Annotated in this window: 16 protein-coding genes; 5 read left to right on the forward strand and 11 right to left on the reverse strand. The window is 55.0% G+C overall.

Going from position 1 to position 17349, the window contains the following annotated elements:
* Positions 1-8: 8 nt before the first annotated feature.
* The 5 genes from VRC33_RS11600 to VRC33_RS11620 all read right to left on the reverse strand — a co-directional run bounded on the left by VRC33_RS11600 (position 9) and on the right by VRC33_RS11620 (position 3902).
* Positions 9-680: a methionine ABC transporter permease gene (locus VRC33_RS11600; RefSeq protein ID WP_338555950.1), complete on the reverse strand. Its 672-nt coding sequence runs from the start codon at positions 678-680 to the stop codon at positions 9-11.
* On the reverse strand, positions 670-1479 hold the full coding sequence (locus tag VRC33_RS11605) for an ATP-binding cassette domain-containing protein (RefSeq protein WP_338555952.1): 810 nt from the start codon (positions 1477-1479) through the stop codon (positions 670-672). The genes VRC33_RS11600 and VRC33_RS11605 overlap by 11 nt, the downstream gene beginning before the upstream one ends.
* A 2-nt stretch (positions 1480-1481) precedes the next feature.
* Positions 1482-2282: a MetQ/NlpA family ABC transporter substrate-binding protein gene (locus tag VRC33_RS11610; protein ID WP_338555954.1), complete on the reverse strand. Its 801-nt coding sequence runs from the start codon at positions 2280-2282 to the stop codon at positions 1482-1484.
* Between the two features lie 16 nt (positions 2283-2298).
* The gene (locus VRC33_RS11615; protein WP_338555956.1) at positions 2299-3327 is read right to left on the reverse strand and encodes an isopenicillin N synthase family oxygenase; all 1029 of its coding nucleotides are present in this window, start codon (positions 3325-3327) and stop codon (positions 2299-2301) included.
* A 233-nt stretch (positions 3328-3560) separates the two neighbouring features.
* Positions 3561-3902, reverse strand: a complete 342-nt coding sequence (locus VRC33_RS11620; protein WP_338555958.1) for a helix-turn-helix domain-containing protein — start codon at positions 3900-3902, stop codon at positions 3561-3563.
* Positions 3903-4266: 364 nt separating this feature from the next.
* On the opposite strand from VRC33_RS11620, the gene VRC33_RS11625 reads away from it, so the two are divergent.
* Entirely contained in the window at positions 4267-5430 is a 1164-nt protein-coding gene (locus VRC33_RS11625; RefSeq protein WP_338555960.1) for an efflux RND transporter periplasmic adaptor subunit, read from the forward strand.
* Between the two features lie 20 nt (positions 5431-5450).
* A complete protein-coding gene (locus VRC33_RS11630) occupies positions 5451-8612 on the forward strand; it encodes an efflux RND transporter permease subunit (RefSeq protein ID WP_338555962.1) in 3162 nt (1053 codons plus the stop codon).
* 95 nt (positions 8613-8707) lie between these two features.
* Here the strand turns inward: VRC33_RS11630 and VRC33_RS11635 are convergent, their stop codons facing one another.
* Positions 8708-9445: an SDR family oxidoreductase gene (locus tag VRC33_RS11635; protein WP_338555964.1), complete on the reverse strand. Its 738-nt coding sequence runs from the start codon at positions 9443-9445 to the stop codon at positions 8708-8710.
* Positions 9446-9545: 100 nt separating this feature from the next.
* On the opposite strand from VRC33_RS11635, the gene VRC33_RS11640 reads away from it, so the two are divergent.
* Positions 9546-10481, forward strand: a complete 936-nt coding sequence (locus tag VRC33_RS11640) for an AraC family transcriptional regulator (protein WP_338555966.1) — start codon at positions 9546-9548, stop codon at positions 10479-10481.
* 51 nt (positions 10482-10532) lie between these two features.
* Here the strand turns inward: VRC33_RS11640 and VRC33_RS11645 are convergent, their stop codons facing one another.
* The 3 genes from VRC33_RS11645 to VRC33_RS11655 all read right to left on the reverse strand — a co-directional run bounded on the left by VRC33_RS11645 (position 10533) and on the right by VRC33_RS11655 (position 13106).
* Positions 10533-11015 (reverse strand): Rrf2 family transcriptional regulator, encoded by a 483-nt coding sequence (locus tag VRC33_RS11645; RefSeq protein WP_338555968.1) that lies wholly within the window; start codon positions 11013-11015, stop codon positions 10533-10535.
* Positions 11016-11235: 220 nt separating this feature from the next.
* Positions 11236-12108, reverse strand: coding sequence for an NAD(P)-dependent oxidoreductase (locus VRC33_RS11650; RefSeq protein ID WP_338555970.1), 873 nt, complete (start codon positions 12106-12108; stop codon positions 11236-11238).
* A 143-nt stretch (positions 12109-12251) separates the two neighbouring features.
* Positions 12252-13106: a helix-turn-helix transcriptional regulator gene (locus tag VRC33_RS11655; protein WP_338555972.1), complete on the reverse strand. Its 855-nt coding sequence runs from the start codon at positions 13104-13106 to the stop codon at positions 12252-12254.
* Between the two features lie 117 nt (positions 13107-13223).
* Here VRC33_RS11655 and VRC33_RS11660 point away from each other — a divergent pair, with 117 nt between their 5' ends.
* A complete protein-coding gene (locus tag VRC33_RS11660; protein WP_338555974.1) occupies positions 13224-14630 on the forward strand; it encodes an MFS transporter in 1407 nt (468 codons plus the stop codon).
* A gap of 338 nt (positions 14631-14968) precedes the next feature.
* Positions 14969-16156, forward strand: coding sequence for a sugar transporter (locus VRC33_RS11665; protein ID WP_338555976.1), 1188 nt, complete (start codon positions 14969-14971; stop codon positions 16154-16156).
* Positions 16157-16193: 37 nt separating this feature from the next.
* Here VRC33_RS11665 and rhaM read toward each other — a convergent pair whose 3' ends face one another.
* Entirely contained in the window at positions 16194-16508 is a 315-nt protein-coding gene (rhaM, locus tag VRC33_RS11670; protein WP_338555978.1) for an L-rhamnose mutarotase, read from the reverse strand.
* Positions 16498-17340, reverse strand: coding sequence for a rhamnulose-1-phosphate aldolase (gene rhaD, locus VRC33_RS11675; RefSeq protein ID WP_338555980.1), 843 nt, complete (start codon positions 17338-17340; stop codon positions 16498-16500). Before rhaD ends, rhaM begins: the two co-directional genes overlap by 11 nt.
* Between the last annotated feature and the right edge of the window lie 9 nt (positions 17341-17349).

The following is a 17349-nucleotide window of genomic DNA, read 5'->3' on the forward strand; positions in this document are numbered from 1 at the left end:
CTTCTCTGTTATCGACGGTGAGCCAGTGATGCCACCAGTCGATCGCCAATAAACTGCGTTCCCTGTACCAGTACGATTAACACCGCGACCGTGCCGATCATCACCGGCTGGTTAAAGCGTTGATAGCCATAGCGGATAGCCAGATCGCCTAATCCTCCGCCGCCAATCACTCCGGCCATAGAGGAGAAGCCAATCAGCATCACCAGCGTCAGGGTGATGCTTGCCAGTAAAGCAGGTAAAGCTTCAGGGAGTAACGCCTTGCTGATCACCTGCCAGTCAGACCCGCCCATCGACAGAATGGCCTCAATGCGCCCTTTATCCACTTCATCCAGCGCGTTTTCCACCAGGCGGGCAAAGAACGGGATCGCCCCGATAGTGATTGGCACTATGGCAGCAGTACTGCCAAGCGTGGTGCCAATAATCAGCCGGGTGAAGGGGATCAGGGCGATGAGTAATACCACGAAAGGTAACGATCGCCCGATGTTCACCACCGTAGCCAGTAAAGTGTTTACCTGAGGTAGGGGTTTCAGGCCTTTACGGCGGCTGATAAATAGCATCACGCCCAGCGGCAGACCGACCAGTACGGTAAAGAATCCGGCCAGGCCCACCATATATAAGGTTTCAAGGGTGCCATTGCCGAGCAGAGCCAGATACGTATTCCAGTCCAGGTTACCGCGCATAACTGAATTCCTTCTGGTTGACCTGTTGCATCACATCCAGTCCATGACGGCGCAAAAAGGCGCGTTCTTCTTCCTGATCGTGCAGTAAAGCCCCGCGCAACTGCGAATGCGGATTGAGAAGCAGCTCCTGCAACGATCCTTCTTCCGTCACCCGGCCCTTCTCAATCAGGGCTGCCCGATCGCAAATGGCTTTCACCACCTCAATCTGATGGGTAATCATCACAATGGTCAGTCCCAGTTGCTGATTAATCTCTTTCAGCAACGCCAGTACCGAACGGGTGGTTTCGCCATCCAGCGCACTGGTGGCCTCGTCACATAACAGATAATCAGGCCTTACGGCGAGCGCGCGGGCAATCCCTACCCGCTGCTTTTGCCCACCGGAAAGCTGAGAGGGAAAAGCCGATGCCTTGTCGCTCAGCCCTACCAGCGACAGCAGCTCCGTCACGCGGGCTTCACGCTGCTCACGCTGTATCCCGGCAATCTCCAGCGGCACCGCCACGTTGTCCGCCACGCTGCGGCTGTGCAGCAGATTAAAGTGCTGAAAAATCATGCCGCAACGCTGGCGATGACGGCGCAGCAAAGCGCTGGAGAACCGGGTAATGTCTTCTCCATCGACCAGAATCCGCCCGGACGTGGGCTGCTCAAGCAGATTCAGACAGCGTATAAGCGTGCTTTTACCCGCTCCACTGCGCCCGAGGATCCCGTATATCGCCCGGTCTGGCACGGTAAGAGAAACCTGCTCCAGTGCCGGAGGCTGACCCAGGGTGTAATATTTGCTGACGTCGTCAATCACGATCATGGCTATTGCCCCGCTACAGGGATCACCGACCCGTTGTAATTTTTGCGAATAAAGTCGGCCACCTGCGGGGATTCCAGGTCAGCTGCCAGCTTTTTGATCTGCGGATCGTTTTGCAGGGCCGGCGTGGTCACCAGCAGATTGGCGTAAGGATTATGGCTAGCGCTTTCAAGGCCTAACGCATCCTTTGCCGGGACCAGACCCGCCTCCAGCGCATAGTTACCGTTGATTACCGCTAAATCGACATCATCCAGCGACCTGGGGATCTGCGGTGACTCCACTTCGAGGATTTTAAGATGTTTGGGGTTCTCTGCAATGCCCTGCGGCGTGGCCTGATTTTTGGCCGGATCGGTAAAACCCTCTTTAAGTTTGATCAGGCCGTTTGCCTGTAACAGATAGAGCGCGCGACTGAGATTCGTCACGTTGTTTGGCACCGCCACGGTGGCTTTATCCTTAACATCTTTTAAATTTTTGACCTTGTGGGAGTAGATCCCCAGCGGTTCGATATGCACCGTTGCCACCACTGCAAATTTTTGACCCAGCGCCTTTTCCTGATCGTGCAGATAAGGCGCATGCTGGAAATAGTTGGCCTGCACATCACCGTTGGCCAGCAGTTCGTTGGCATTGATGCCACTGGTGAGTTCGATCACCTTCAGGTCCAGGGAAGGATCGATTTTTTTCACATAATTCAGGATTTCGGCATGAGGCACCGGATCGGCCGCCACACGCAGTTCAGCCGCCTGAACGTTTAAAGCCAATGCCACAGACAGAGCAATCCCTGCCACAGAAAAAGAGGCATAACGCATAGATAAAATCCTTGTTTTAGTAAGTCGTTTCGGGTGTTGTCAGCAGATCGCTGTACCAGCGAGCCGCCACATCAGGATGGGAGCGCAGACGCCCCTTGAGGTAATTCCAGCCCACATCCCGTAACAATGGATTGTGGGGATCGCTGGCCGGGCCGGTTGCCAGGCGGGCAATCTCTTCGCGGAGCTGGTAGACGGGCACTACAGCATCCAGTTGTGCCCCAAGGAAAAACGCGACGGAGAGCCGATCCCGGTCGGCCTGCGGAGAGATAACCCGATGCACGGTGGCGCGCAGATAGCCATTGGTTGCCAGCTCCAGCAGTTCGCCGATGTTGACCACAAACGCGCCTTCGCGTGGCAGCGCATCAATCCAGTGGTCAGGCTCCACTTCCACCTGTAATCCACGCTGCCGATCCTGCAAAAGAAAACTCAGAAAGCCGGAGTCTTTATGGGCACCCACGCCCTGACTTCCCCCTTCTGCGGTCTGCCCCGGATAGCGAATCAGTTTGACGTGCTCGTTGGGTTTCTCCCCGTACAGGGCATCGAAAGCCGTGACCGGCAACGCAAGAGCTTCAGCAAAGGCACGCAGCAGGTGCAGTGACATGCTGGTCATCTGAGCCTGCCACTTAAGCAGTACGGTTTGCAGTTCCGGCAACGATGCCGGCCACAGATTGGGGCCCTGCAGTCGCTTCCAGCCCGCATCGCCCGCTTTGAGAGGCAAAGCCGGGCGCTCTGCACCTATGTCGAACTGTTCCCGCCAGTCTGGCTGGTTGCGGGTAATCTCTGAGCCAGCGCGGTTATAACCACGGAAATGCGGCGAGTGGAACATCGCCACCTGCTGTTTCTCTTCTTCAGGGAGCGCAAAAAATTGCCGGGAAACTCGCTGAACATCGGCAGAAAGTTGTTGATCGACGCCGTGATTAATCAGATAGAAAAATCCAACTTCACGCGCACTCTTGCTCAGCTCGTTGAGAAAAGTCTGCCGCTGGGTTTTGTCTCCCTGAAGATGGGAAAGATCGAGTACCGGCAAAGTTGTGGGAAGAGTCATAATGCCCCCGTAGCAGGATTATCAGGTGAAGGCGAGGAAACCTGGCCTTTTCTGCTGCCACTATTATGTTTTTTCGTCACAAGGAGAAATATCAAATACAGCTAAGATTTGCCGGGCAAAGACTATGTGGAGGGGTGGGTTTGTCGGGCTGGAAGGATGGAAATTCAAGCGGTTTTTGGTTGAACAGTGGCTCACAGCGGGCTGGCACGCCCGCTATTGAGCACTACGGAAATTTACTGGCAGGCGCTGACCTGAACCTGACGACGCCATGCGCCAGGTGACTGACCAAACTGGCGTTTGAAACTGCGGTTAAACGATTGTTGCGAATCAAATCCGAAAGAGATCGCCACATCCAGAATCGGCTCACCACCCGTTGCCAGGCGCTCAGCGGATTTTTTCAGACGACGGGCGCGAATATATTCACCCAGGGCATGACCCGTATGCTGTTTAAACATGCGTTGCAGGTGCCATTTCGAATAGCCGGCACGGTCAGCCACCGTATCCAGATCCATCTTCCCTTCAATATGCGTATCAATCCACTTTACGAGATCGCTTATGAAATCATCATGACTCATTGTTCTTCCCCTCAGGCGCTTTTTGTTATTGGTCGGTCTTGACCTCTCCCCCGCAGCAGGGTAAAAGGTAACTTTAATGAATGCACATATATACGCTAAAGCACCCGCCCCAATAATGCAAGTTTAATTGTTGCATTAAATGCGGTTCGCAGGCATTCTTCTTCGAAAGTTCACTCTCCTTAGCCAGACCCCTCATTCACAGTTTGTAAAACGTCCTGACAAGAAAGTGCTAAAAGCAACAATAATACTTGCACTTTACGATCGCGCTTCTTACACTCCCCCTGTTTAGTGTATTTATCTTAAGTACATATTATGCCGTGCACCCTTTTCACGTCGTCAAGCATCTGCAACAGGGACTACCAATATGATTTCAATCACCTCTTCGCGTCTGCGCACTGTCGCGCTGCCGCTGCTCTCCGCCTTCTGGCTGATGGGCTGTGATTCCAAAGGGGCTGAACAGAGCGCACCGCCTGCCCCACAGGTCAGTGTGGCCGAAGTGAAGCAACAAACCGTCAGCCAGTGGGATAACTTCAATGGACGCATTGAAGCGGTACAGAGCGTTCAGCTTCGTCCGCGTGTTACCGGCTACATTGATAAAGTGAACTACACCGAAGGCCAGGAAGTTAAAAAAGGCGACGTGCTGTTCACTATTGATGACCGGACTTATAAAGCAGAGCTGGAACGCGCAGAGGCTGACCTCGCCAGCGCCCGCACTCAGGCATCGCTGGCGCGCAGCGAATCTGGCCGTACTGAAAAGCTGATTGGCAGCCAGGCTATCTCCCGCGAGGTCTGGGAACAGCGTCGTTCTGCCGCCACCCAGGCTCAGGCTAACGTGCTCTCCGCTCAGGCAGCGGTTGATATGGCAAAACTCAACCTCGATTTTACCCGCGTAACCGCACCGATTGATGGCCGGGCCAGCCGGGCGATGATCACCTCCGGAAATCTGGTCACTGCCGGTGACAGCAGCAGCGTGCTGACCACGCTGGTGTCGCTGAAGACGGTGTATGTCTATTTTGATGTCGATGAAGCCACGTTCCTGCGCTATCAGCAAATCACCCGCCAGGGTGACAGTGCCGCCAATGCCCGGCACGCGCTGCCGGTAAAAATTGGTCTGGTTGGCGAACAGGGTTATCCGCATAACGGCAAGGTTGATTTCACCGACAACCAGCTCACCGCCAGCACCGGCACTATCCGCATGCGCGCCCTGCTTGATAACGATCGGCGTCTTTACACGCCGGGGCTCTTCGCCCGTGTTCAACTTCCTGGCCGTGCCGACTTCCCTGCTCTGCTGATCAGTGACAAAGCGGTGCTTACCGATCAGGATCGCAAGTATGTCTGGGTTATTGATGCCCAGAACAAAGCCCAGCGTCGGGATATCAAGCCGGGCCAGCTGGCCGAGGGGTTGCGTATTGTCCAGCAGGGTTTGCAGTCAGGCGATCGGGTGATCGTTGACGGCGTTCAGAAAGTGTTTATGCCGGGTATGGCAGTCAATGCCAAACCGGTGCCGATGGCACCAGCCTCCCTTTAATCCGGACTGCGGGAACTGTTATGGATTTTTCCAGGTTTTTCATCGACCGGCCCATTTTTGCGGCCGTACTGTCGATTCTGATCTTTGTCTCGGGGCTGATTGCCATTCCGCTGCTGCCCATCAGCGAGTACCCGGATGTGGTACCGCCAAGCGTGCAGGTGCGTGCTGAATATCCGGGTGCTAACCCAAAAGTGATTGCTGAGACCGTGGCGACGCCGCTGGAAGAAGCGATCAACGGCGTCGAGAACATGATGTACATGAAATCGATTGCCGGTTCGGACGGCGTGCTGGTGACCACCGTGACCTTCCGTCCGGGAACCGATCCCGATCAGGCGCAGGTTCAGGTGCAGAACCGTGTGGCACAGGCTGAAGCTCGCCTGCCTGAGGATGTGCGTCGTCAGGGTGTGACCACTCAGAAGCAGTCGCCAACCATGACGCTGGTGGTGCATCTTGACTCCCCATCGGGCCGTTATGACTCGCTCTACCTGCGTAACTACGCGCAGCTCAAGGTCAAAGATGAGCTGGCGCGTCTGCCTGGCGTGGGTCAGGTGCAGATCTTCGGCGCAGGTGAATATGCCATGCGTATCTGGCTTGATCCGACCAAAGTGGCAGCCCGTGGCATGACCGCTGGCGACGTGGTAACGGCGATACAGGAACAGAACGTACAGGTTTCTGCCGGTCAGCTTGGCGCAGAGCCGATGCCCAACAAGAGCGATTTCCTGCTGTCGATCAATGCTCAGGGTCGTTTACAGAGTGAAGAAGAGTTCGGCAATATCATCCTGAAAAATGGCGAAGACGGGCAGATCGTGCGCTTGCGCGATGTCGCACGCATTGAGATGGGTTCGGGCAGCTACGCGCTGCGATCTCAGCTCAATAATAAAGATGCGGTTGGGATTGGTATCTTCCAGGCACCTGGCGCTAACGCCATCGATCTCTCTGATGCCGTGCGGGCCAAAATGGCGGAGCTGGCTACCCGCTTCCCGGATGGCGTGGAGTGGAAAGCGCCTTACGATCCCACTATTTTTGTACGCGACTCGATCAGCTCCGTGCTGCATACCCTGCTGGAAGCGGTGTTGCTGGTAGTTCTGGTGGTGATCCTGTTCCTGCAAACCTGGCGTGCTTCGATCATCCCGCTGCTGGCCGTGCCGGTTTCGGTGGTCGGCACCTTCTCGGTGCTCTATCTGCTGGGCTTCTCGCTAAACACCCTGAGCCTGTTCGGGCTGGTGCTGGCGATAGGTATCGTGGTGGATGATGCCATCGTGGTGGTGGAGAACGTCGAGCGAAATATCGAAGAGGGGCTGGAACCCAGGGCCGCTGCCCATCAGGCGATGCGGGAAGTTTCAGGGCCGATCATCGCTATCGCACTGGTGCTTTGTGCGGTCTTTGTGCCGATGGCGTTCCTGTCCGGCGTGACCGGGCAGTTCTATAAGCAGTTTGCGGTGACCATCGCTATCTCTACCGTGATTTCAGCGATTAACTCCCTGACGCTTTCCCCGGCGCTGGCTGCTCTGCTGCTGAAGTCGCACGGGGCGGCGAAAGATCGCCCTACCCGCATTATTGATGCGCTGTTTGGCTGGCTGTTCCGCCCGTTCAACCGCTTCTTTAACCGTAACTCCCAACGTTATCAGGGTGGCGTCTCCCGCTTTCTGCGGCGTCGTGGTGCGGTGTTCGGCGTCTATATTCTGCTGCTGGTTGGCGCAGGCATGATGTTTAAGCTGGTTCCCGCTGGCTTTATTCCCACTCAGGACAAGCTTTACCTGATTGGTGGGGTGAAAATGCCGGAAGGATCCTCTCTTGAGCGTACCGATAAAGTCATCCGTCAGATGAGCGATATCGCCATGCACACTGAAGGCGTGGCAGATGCGGTGGCCTTCCCTGGTCTGAATGCGTTGCAGTTCACCAACACGCCTAATACCGGCACGGTGTTCTTTGCGCTGAAACCGCTGAATCAGCGCACACGTTCAGCCGCCGAGATTAACGCTGAGATCAACGCGAAGCTGTCGCAGATTCAGGAAGGTTTTACCTTCTCGATTATGCCGCCGCCGATCCTGGGTCTGGGCCAGGGCGCGGGCTATTCGTTGTATATTCAGGACCGCGCAGGACTGGGCTATGGCGCACTGCAGGATGCCGCTAATGCGATGGCTGGCACAATTATGCAGACGCCGGGACTGCACTTCCCGATCTCAACCTATCAGGCTAACGTCCCGCAGCTGGATGCACAGGTGGATCGCGATAAAGCCAAAGCGCAGGGCGTGGCGTTAACCGATCTGTTTGGCACCCTGCAAACCTATCTGGGCTCCTCTTACGTCAATGACTTTAACCGCTTTGGCCGGACCTGGAAGGTGTACGCCCAGGCCGATGGCGAGTTCCGCGACAGCATTGAGGATATCGCTAACCTGCGTACCCGCAATGCCAGTGGCGAGATGGTGCCAATCGGCAGCATGGTGCATATCGCCACCACTTATGGCCCTGACCCGGTTATCCGTTATAACGGCTTCCCGGCGGCGGATTTGATTGGCGATGCCGATCCCAGGGTGCTCTCTTCCGCCGAGGCGATGCAGGCCGTTCAGGGGATTGCCGATCAGATCCTGCCCAACGGCATGAATATCGAATGGACCGATCTGAGTTATCAGCAGTCTACCCAGGGCAACGCAGCGGTGATTGTCTTCCCGGTGGCGATACTGCTGGCCTTCCTGGTACTGGCGGCACTCTACGAGAGCTGGACGCTGCCGCTGGCGGTGATCCTGATTGTGCCGATGACGATGCTTTCCGCGCTGTTTGGCGTCTGGATGACCGGCGGTGACAATAACGTCTTTGTGCAGGTAGGACTGGTGGTGCTGATGGGCCTGGCCTGTAAGAATGCGATCCTGATTGTGGAGTTTGCGCGGGAGCTTGAAATGCAGGGCCGGACTATTGTGCAGGCCGCTCTGGAAGCCTGTCGCCTGCGTCTGCGCCCGATTGTCATGACCTCCATCGCCTTTATCGCCGGGACTATCCCGCTGATGCTGGGCCACGGTGCCGGTGCCGAAGTGCGTACCGTAACCGGGATTACGGTTTTCGCCGGGATGCTGGGCGTGACGCTGTTCGGGCTGTTCCTGACGCCGGTATTCTATGTTGCCCTGCGTAAGCTGGTGAAAAAAGAAGAACCCGTGCCGGAGCAGAAACCTGCCCTGGAGAGTTGAGTAAAGGGACAGTGCCGTTCGACCCTTTATGAATCCAGGGGTTGATCGGCTATCAAAAGAATTAAAGCCGGGCATCATCACGATGCCCGGCTTATTTATTTAAATACAGCGACCGCATCCGCACCAGCAGGGATACGCATCGGGCTGGTTGGGTCATTGACCGCGTGCCATACCGCTTGCGAGACATCCAGTGATTTGGTTATCTCAGTAGCGGGCGCTTTTAGCATGGCAAACACTGACTCAGCAAAATCCTTGTAAGCCGGTGGGAATTCACCGATTCGTGGCCCGGCATTTTCTGCAAAGCGGGTTTCCGGGGCCTGACCGGGCAACACGATTTTTAAGCGGATATTAAATTGCTCAAGTTCCAGCGCCAGAGATTCGGTAAAGGCATTTACAGCAGCTTTACTGGCGGTGTAAATGGGCAGCATCGGCAAAGGTTTCAACGTAACGCTGGAGGTGACATTGACGATCGTTCCGGCCTGCTTCTCCCTGAACTGCGGCAGAACAGCCTGGATCATCGCCATGGTGCCAAAGGTATTAGTTTCGAAAATCTCGCGGGCCGTTTCCAGAGAGTAATTCTCAAAAATACCAAAAGCCCCTATTCCGGCATTGTTCACCAGCACGTCAATCGGCCCGGCCGCTTCAACAGCTTTGCGGATGCTTTCAGCACTTGTCACGTCCAGCGCGAGAATTTTAAGCTTATCAGATCGGGGTAACAGATCTTCATCCGGTGTACGCATGGTGGCTATGACGTGCCAGTCCCGGTCAAGAAAATAGCGCGCAATATCAAGACCAAATCCGGAAGAACAGCCGGTAATCAGAACAGTTTTCATAAGGTTTTCCAGGGTGTTGTGAGCAGAAAAATAACAATAGGCTGAATAATCCGGACTTGCTACCATCAAACGTCCGCCATTCATTAGCAGGAGTCCAGCCATGATCGATCCCCTTGCCGACGTCGTTACCTTACTGCGGCCCGGCACCCCCTATTCTAAAATGGTGGATGCCGCAGGGACCTGGGCCGTCCGGCGATCCGTTTCCGGCGACCCTTTTTACTGCGTTATCCTTCAGGGTTCCTGCTGGCTCTCGGTAGACGGAAAAGAGCCCCTGCTGCTTCAGGAGGAGGATTTTGTGCTAATCCCTGCCGCCGAAGGCTTCATCCTGTCCAGCCATCTTCCGGTAAAGCCTGAAGATTTCACTATGCCTGTCGCCCTTGCACCGGGGTATTTCCGCACGGGTTTGCAAAGCGGGCCCCCTGAGGTGCAAACCCTGGTGGGCCATTGTCTTTTTGGTTCGCCGGATGCCGGCCTGCTGGTGTCACTGTTACCGGATCTGGTGCATGTTCGGGGCGAGAAAAGGCTGGCGACGCTCCTGCAACTGGTGGGTGAAGAGTGTCGCGTGCAACGCCCTGCCAGAGAAGTTGTGCTGGCCAGGCTGCTGGAGGTGCTGTTGATTGAAGCGCTGCGGTCGACCACCGAAGCCTCAGCCTCGCCGGGGTTGTTACGGGGCATGGCCGATGAGCGACTGGCAACGGCAATCAAAAGGATGCATGAGATGCCAACCAGGGCCTGGACAGTGGCACAACTGGCCAAAGAAGCAGCCCTTTCACGCTCAACCTTCTTTGAACGTTTCCGTCAGGCGGTGGGCGTTGCCCCTATGGCGTATCTGCTGGCCTGGCGGATGGCGATGGCCAAAAATCTGCTGTTGCGTAAACAGGGAAGCATAGCTGAAGTGGCCGGCCGCGTGGGCTACAGCTCCGCAAGTGCTTTCAGCGTTGCCTTTACCCGCTACGTGGGTGTGCCGCCAGCGCGCTACACCGGCGAAGATCCTGCACTCCCACCGGATGAAGTGACCGCCTGGCAACAGACGTAAAAAAACCGGGCATCCTGACGATGTCCGGCTTCTTTTTCCCTGAAAGCAGAATTATGACTCTGCTGCTTCCCTGGCTCTGGTCGCTTCACAGCTGCCTTCAGGATTACGGCGATCGCGCTCATAAATCTCGGTCAGCGTATCTGCCACCGTGCGTTTAGCCAGCACGTTCATCGAAGCCTGTTCCGCTTCGCGCGCCAGTTCTTTGAAGAACCAGCAGGTATTGGCACTGACCAGGCAACGGGCCGGGACTTCAGGACGTCCTGCCAGCAACGGTTTATCTTCCAGCACTGAAGTATAAATATCACAAAGAGTAATCTCTTCAGCCGGGCGGCCCAGCCGGATGGTCCCCGTCCGGCCCAGTGTCGAAACAATGATGCCATCGCGGGTAAGCGGCACCATCATTTTACGAACAAAACTGGGATTGGCCTCCAGGCCTGCTGCCAGAATTTTGCTGGTGCTGCGTTTACCTTCCCGCTCTGCCAGGGCTATGCTGAGCACCATTTGTAAGGCTGTAGGAAAACGAATATCAAGCATGTTCAGATCCTTGCTTTTAGCTGTGCGACACCTTTTTTAAGGCGGTCTTAAAAAGCATTAAAAATCAGTCAACTAGGAAAAACACTACCCGCTTAATATAACAAATATGGTTGCACTTTAGAAGGCGCGGCTTGAGCGATTACTGCTATTCCCCTTATCACCATGAATAATATGGGATTATGATCGCATTATTCAGCCGATCCCAGACCGGCTGCTGCTGTCAGCCTGTTTTCTCACTCAGATAGCGATAGACCACTGAAAGGTCTTTTTCGCCGTATCCTGCTTCTACCGCCTCCTGCCAGACGTTGGAAATCAAACTCAGTCCCGGCAATTCGCTGGTTTTCGACGCCGCCAGCGCCAGGTTGACGTCTTTTAATGCCCAGGTCAGGTGCATCTGCGGCTCGAAGCTTCCCTCTTTGATCATCTCCAGTTTGCCTTTGACGTAAGGCACTGCCAGCGGGCCGCCCTCCAGCACTGACCAGAGATCGTCGGGGGAAAAACCAAACTCTTTCGCCATCTGAGTGCTTTCTGATAATCCCTGAACCATCGAAATCAGCCAGGCATTGACCACCAGCTTCATTTTGGTCGCCGAGCCAGCCGCGCCCAGCCATTTTGTGCCTTTTGAAATGGCAGCGAATACCGGTTCCACAGCGGCTGCACGCTCACGATCGCCGCTGGCAAGTACCACAATCTGCGCATTTTCAGCCGGGGTTTTGGTGCCGGAGACGGGCGCATCCAGGAATACCACGTCAGGACGCTGCTGCTGGAAAGTGGCGATCAGTTTTTCGGTTGATTCCACGCCGATGGTGCCCATCTGCACCACTATGGCACCCTGCTTCAGCGTGCTTATGGCCTGATCCAGCACCGATTCTGTGATACTGGCATCTGCCAGCATGGCGATCACCACATCAGCCTGTTCCACCGCCTGCTGTGGCGTATCAATCAGCCTGAGTCCGGCGTTTTCCAGATCTTCCCCACGGGCTCTGGTGCGGTTCCAGCCATAAGTGGTGAAGCTGTTTTTCAGTAAATTAGCGGCAAAGGCATGGCCCATAGCACCTAATCCCAATACGGCTACAGAGGGACGTTGAGTCATAGCAAGAGTTCCTTTTGTTGTTGACGGGTGCGGCACGTCGGCCACCCTTCTTGATCCAGGGTAACGTAATGTCCGCAAAATTTCCTGTTTTATCAGGCATCAAACCGGTGGGAAATGCGTAAAAGAGTATGACCGTTTTAACATTATTCTGCGGTTATCTGGCTTAACGCGCGGGCGCTTATTTCATCATCAGGGATATAAACCAGCAGCCTTTCACCGTTCCTGGGCGCGGAGAACCAGTTATTCTGCCGCAGCGTCATCGCGCCCACGGAAGGGTGAAAGAAGCGTTTTATCTGGTTTTCGATCGCCCTGATTTCGTAACGCTGCCAGATATCCCGAAACTCACCGGAACAGGCCAGCAACCGTTCGACCATCTCTTTCCAGTGCGGATCTTCCAGGTTATCGCCCATCTGCGCCCGAAATCTTGCCACCATTGTGGGCATCACGCTTTCCCAGTCCAGCATGGCATCGCGCCACGCCTGATGAGTAAATGCCAGAAAAATGCAGTTACGGTCTTCAGGAGGAAGGCTTTCTAAATTAACATTGACCAGACGCTGCCAGGCCTGGTTATACCCCAGAATATCAAAGCGGGCAGACTGGATTACCGCCGGCAACGGATTCAAAGCATCCAGGGTAATCTGCCCCTGTGCGGAGACCTTTGCGCAAACTTTAGCGGCTGCCTGCATCGGGAACTGGTGCCCCGCCAGCGAAAACAGGTGGCGGGTTTCCGCCTCGTTACACTGTAACGCGGCGGCGATAGCGGTCAGGGTTTTCGTCGAGGCTTTGATCTCCCTTCCCTGTTCCAGCCAGGTATACCAGGTGACCCCTACATCCGCGATTTGAGCCACTTCCTCCCGCCTTAAGCCAGGCGTGCGACGATTTCGCATACGTGCCAGACCCAGCCTGTTGGGATCCAGACTTTCACGCCGGCGACGGAGAAAGGCACCAAGCAGCTGGCGATTATTTTCAGTAACAGGAATAACGGTAAATTCAGGCATGGCAAGGCCTCCGGCCGATACAGGTAGCTTTTATACCATGATAATCAAAAACTGGTACCCGTTTTACAGATCGCCGATGCTATGCCTCATTCTGCTTTCCGACAAGGTTTCCACCTGATGAATAACTCAACCCTGGGCCGTAGCGGCCTGTTGGTTCTGCTGGCCGGGCAACTTCTGCCGATGATCGACTTTTCCATTGTGAATGTGGCGCTGGATGCCATCTCCTCTACCCTTCATGCCTCGCCGATTCAGCTTGAACTGATCGTGGCGGTTTATGGCATTGCTTTTGCTGTCAGCCTGGCGATGGGCGGCAGGCTCGGTGATAACTATGGCCGCCGACGCGTATTTACTTTGGGTGTGGTGGTGTTTGGCTTCGCATCGCTGCTGTGCGGCGTGGCGGGTTCGGTCTGGCTGCTGCTAATAGCGCGCGCCTTACAGGGCATTGGCGCGGCGCTGGTCGTTCCGCAAATTCTTGCAACGCTGCATGTATCCCTGCACGGGCGCGCCCATGCCCGCGCTATTGGCCTGTACGGCGGCATTGGCGGTCTGGCTTTTATCATCGGCCAGGTGCTGGGCGGTTTTCTGATTGCAGCAGATCCAGGCGGCTATGCCTGGCGCAGCGTATTTCTGATCAATATTCCCCTTTGCGTACTGATCGTCATGTTTGCGGCGAAAAGCATTCCGGAAACCAAAAAAGCGCAAAAGGTGTCGTTAGACCTGTCAGGGACATTGCTGCTGGCCAGTGCCATTGGCTGTCTGCTGATGGCGCTGGCATTAGGGCCTTTATTGCACTGGTCATGGCCTTGTATTCTGCTGCTCGCCGCTTTCCCTGTTCTGCTGATCCGCTTGTGGAAAGTTGAAGTTAAGCTGGAACAACAACAGGGAGCGCCGCTACTGCCGCCCAGCCTGATGCGGCTGAACGGCGTGCGTTTCGGCCTCTCGATTGCGGTTCTGTTCTTTTCCTGCTGGAGCGGATTTATGTTTGCTGTAGCCCTGACGTTGCAGTCCGGGTTGCACCTGACGCCCTTCCAGTCCGGTAATGCTTTTATCGCCCTGGGCGTGGCCTATTTTATCGGTTCAATCTGTTCCACGCGTGTAGTGGAGAAACTGGGCAGACTGGCCACGCTGTTGACCGGATGCGGCGTTCAGATGAGCGGCCTTGTGGTGCTGATGGCCACCTTTAACTGGGGCTGGCCAGACGTGGGCATTCTGGCGCTGATCCCGGCTACCGTGCTGATTGGCGCGGGACAATCGTTTATCGTCAGCTGTTTTTACCGCATTGGATTGTCTGATGTGCCTAAAGAACACGCTGGCGCAGGAAGCTCAATGCTTTCGACCGTACAGCAGGCAGCCTTTGGTCTGGGTCCAATGCTGTTAGGAACCCTGTACAGCCAGGTGCTGCAACATAACGGCAGTTATCATGATGCGGTGCTGACCGCCCTGGCCGCCGAGCTGTTCCTGATGATGCTACTGGTTATCCGCGCGGTAATGACCCGCCGGCGCCTGCAGATTCAGGCTGGCTGAGTCTGACTGAAAAGTGACCTCCTGACTGCGCATGTCTTAAAAAACGTTACATTATCCCTGAGCGCGCAATGCTCACTTATTACGCTGTCGCTGTATCGGGCTGGAACAATTAATGAATCTGTCTATACTCAGCAGCCGGCAGTTTTTTGCGTGGTAAAGGGCGATATCAGAAACAGGACTGCTTCAGGTGGTGACTGCAAAACCACATTGCTGTTCTGATTTACAAAATATCGCCTTTTTTCGATGTCTTCTGCCGGATAAATAAAACACAATAAGCGCTCTTTTCTGGATTCCGCCCGATGTGGGATTAACTTTTTATCAACATGTCGTTAACTCCAATGCAATCAAATAGTCTTGTATCACGCAAAACGGCGTGGCTACGTGTTGTTATGTTAGCCATTGCTGCCTTTATTTTTAACACCACTGAATTTGCTCCTGTAGGTCTGCTGTCAGATATTGCGGCCAGTTACGCCATGAATACCGCCCAGGTTGGGTTGATGCTGACCATCTATGCCTGGGTAGTGGCGCTGCTCTCTCTGCCGATGATGCTGTTAACACGTCAGGTTGAACGGCGTTTTCTGCTGATTGCTATCTTCACGCTGTTCATTGCCAGCCATGTGCTGTCAACTTTTGCGTGGAGTTTCAATATCCTGGTGCTGTCACGTATCGGAATTGCGCTTTCCCATGCAATTTTCTGGTCGATCACCGCCTCGCTGGCCATTCGCGTGGCACCGCCGGGTAAAAAGACGCAGGCGTTGAGTATGCTGGCTACAGGCACAGCCCTGGCAATGGTGCTGGGATTACCGATAGGTCGTCTGATCGGTCAGTATCTTGGCTGGCGGATGACCTTCGGCATTATTGGCGTAGTGGCCCTGATCACCATGCTGTGCCTGGCGAAATTACTGCCTAAACTGCCAAGTGAACATACTGGTTCGCTAAAAAGCGTGCCGATTTTATTTAAGCGTCCGGCGCTGGTGTCGCTTTATTTACTGATTGCCGTTGTGGTCACCGCCCATTATACGGCGTACAGCTACATTGAGCCGTTCCTGCAAAGCGTTGCTGCAATGGGGGGCAATTTCACTACCTTCCTGTTATTAATATTTGGCGCAGCCGGCATTGTGGGCAGCATATTGTTCAGCACCCTCGGCAATAAATTCCCGGCATTCTTTTTACTGGGGGCCATTGCTTTAATTTCACTTTGTATGCTGACGTTATTTGTGGCGGTAACCCACAGCGTGGCCATTTCGACGCTCTGTATTATCTGGGGAATGTCGATGATGATTATCGGGCTGGCTGTGCAGGTTCGTGTGCTGGCGCTGGCACCGGATGCCACCGATGTTGCGATGTCGCTGTTGTCCGGAATTTATAATCTGGGTATCGGCGGCGGTGCACTGCTTGGCAACCAGGTCAGCCTGCATTTGAGTATGCAGAACATCGGCTATGCGGGCGGGATTATCGGTCTGATTTCACTGGCCTGGTGTGGCTGGAGTATGCGCCGTTATCCGCAGTTAAGGATCAACGGTTGAGATGACAAAACGGGACGAAATGATTCGCCCCGTTTTTTTATGCCAGATAAAATACCGGTTTCAGTTCGGTGCTGACTGGGCTGCAATCCTCATTGGAAGGCATCAGTTCACACATCGATCGCCACCAACGCTGACAGACATCCGTCTGTGCTACCGCATTCCAGCGCGCTTCCGATTCAATCTCCACCACCGCAAACAGCAGACTGCGCTGCTCGTCGAGAAAGATGCTGTAATGGTGTGCGCCGTGCGCTTTCAGCGTCTCAGCCAGTTCAGGCCAAATCGGATCGTGGCGTTGCTGATATTCCCGGTGTTTGTCAGGATGCACCTGCATCACAAAAGCTTTACGCAACATGAGGATGCGTTGCCTCCAGCGCGGCCTGCCAGGGTTTCACACCGAAACGTTCTCCCAGCGCGATCAGTTCCTGAGTGGTGATACTTTGCTTCATGCCGCCCATCGACAGCACTTTAACCACCACCTCGGATGACTTCTCAGCGGTATCAATCAGGCCAAAGGTTTCATCCAGAGTTGGCCCAGCCCCGAAGATGCCGTGGAAAGGCCACATCACCAGGCTGTGCGAGGCCATCTGTTCCGCCGTTTTCTCGCCGATACCGTCGGTGCCGGGCACCATCCAGGGGACAATCCCCACGCCATCAGGGAACACCACCAGACACTCGGTGCTGCCTTCCCACAACAGACGGGTGAAGCTGGCGGAATCAAGATCCACCACGTAACTCAGGGACATAAAGTGAGTGGCATGGCAGTGCATGATCACCCGGTCAACGCCACTGCTCGCCTTGATGCGCACGCTGTGAGACTGGAAGTGCGAAGCCAGCTCTGACGTTGGCAGGCCGCCGTTGCTCAGGCCCCAGTAGATGCTGTAGGCACGGCCATCCTCACTGACCTGCAACAGCACCAGGCTGTCTGCCGGATCGAGCTGGACATTGCGGAAAAATTTGCCGGAACCGGTGACCAGAAACCAGCAGTTGGCCAGTGCGGGAGCGGGCTGAGTCAGCTCCACCGTGCGTGGCACAGGATAGAAATCCCCGGCGAAAGGTTTGACCTCCTCCTCCAGCAAACGCAGGCTGACGTTGCCGCCATTACGCTCGTCCCAGCCTTTCAGCCACATATCCGTGGTGGCTTTGACCATTCCCTGCACAAACCAGGCATTCAGAATATTTTGCATGTGACTTCC

This window comes from Erwinia sp. E_sp_B01_1, assembly GCF_036865545.1.
GTDB lineage: Bacteria > Pseudomonadota > Gammaproteobacteria > Enterobacterales > Enterobacteriaceae > Erwinia.